General features: G+C 73.7%; 1 protein-coding gene. It reads right to left on the bottom strand.

The features are described 5' to 3' along the window. A partial coding sequence (locus tag D2K64_RS24145) for an ImuA family protein (RefSeq protein WP_370765161.1) occupies window positions 1–396 on the bottom strand: 396 nt, incomplete at its 3' end. Between the last annotated feature and the right edge of the window lie 106 nt (window positions 397–502).

The following is a 502-nucleotide window of genomic DNA, read 5'->3' on the forward strand; positions in this document are numbered from 1 at the left end:
GAGTTCCAGCACGGCACCGCCCAGCGCCGGGCAGCGCAGCGCCTCCTCCATGGTCCACAGCCCGTCGGCGGGCGCCTTGGAGTGGGCCAGGAGCAGGCGGTCCGGGCCGAGACCCAAAGCCTGCGAACCCGCGGCCCAGACGCTGTCCGGCCGCGCCGAGATCCACAGGATAGGCCCCTCGGTCCGAGCCAGCACCAGGGCGCAGAAGGACAGGCCCGCACCGGCATCGGTCGCCTGCACCTCGTGCAGCGCGCCGCGCGCCAGGCCGCCGCCGGGCAGGTGCTCATCGATGGCGGGCGACAAGGACAGGGATGGCTGCGTCTCACCTAGGCCGCCGCGCTCGATCCTGGAGAGCGTGGCCCGGAGATCGCGCAGCACGGCGTCTGCGGCCGACATGCGGAACTAGCCGGCGCTGTGCAGGCGGGCCGGGGGCAGCTTGAGCACCAGGAAGCCCGAGCGCTCCAGGTGCTTCACCAGATGCTCGGCGGCCAGGCTGGCGACC

It is taken from the genome of Teichococcus vastitatis, assembly GCF_003604215.1.
Lineage (GTDB): Bacteria > Pseudomonadota > Alphaproteobacteria > Acetobacterales > Acetobacteraceae > Pseudoroseomonas > Pseudoroseomonas vastitatis.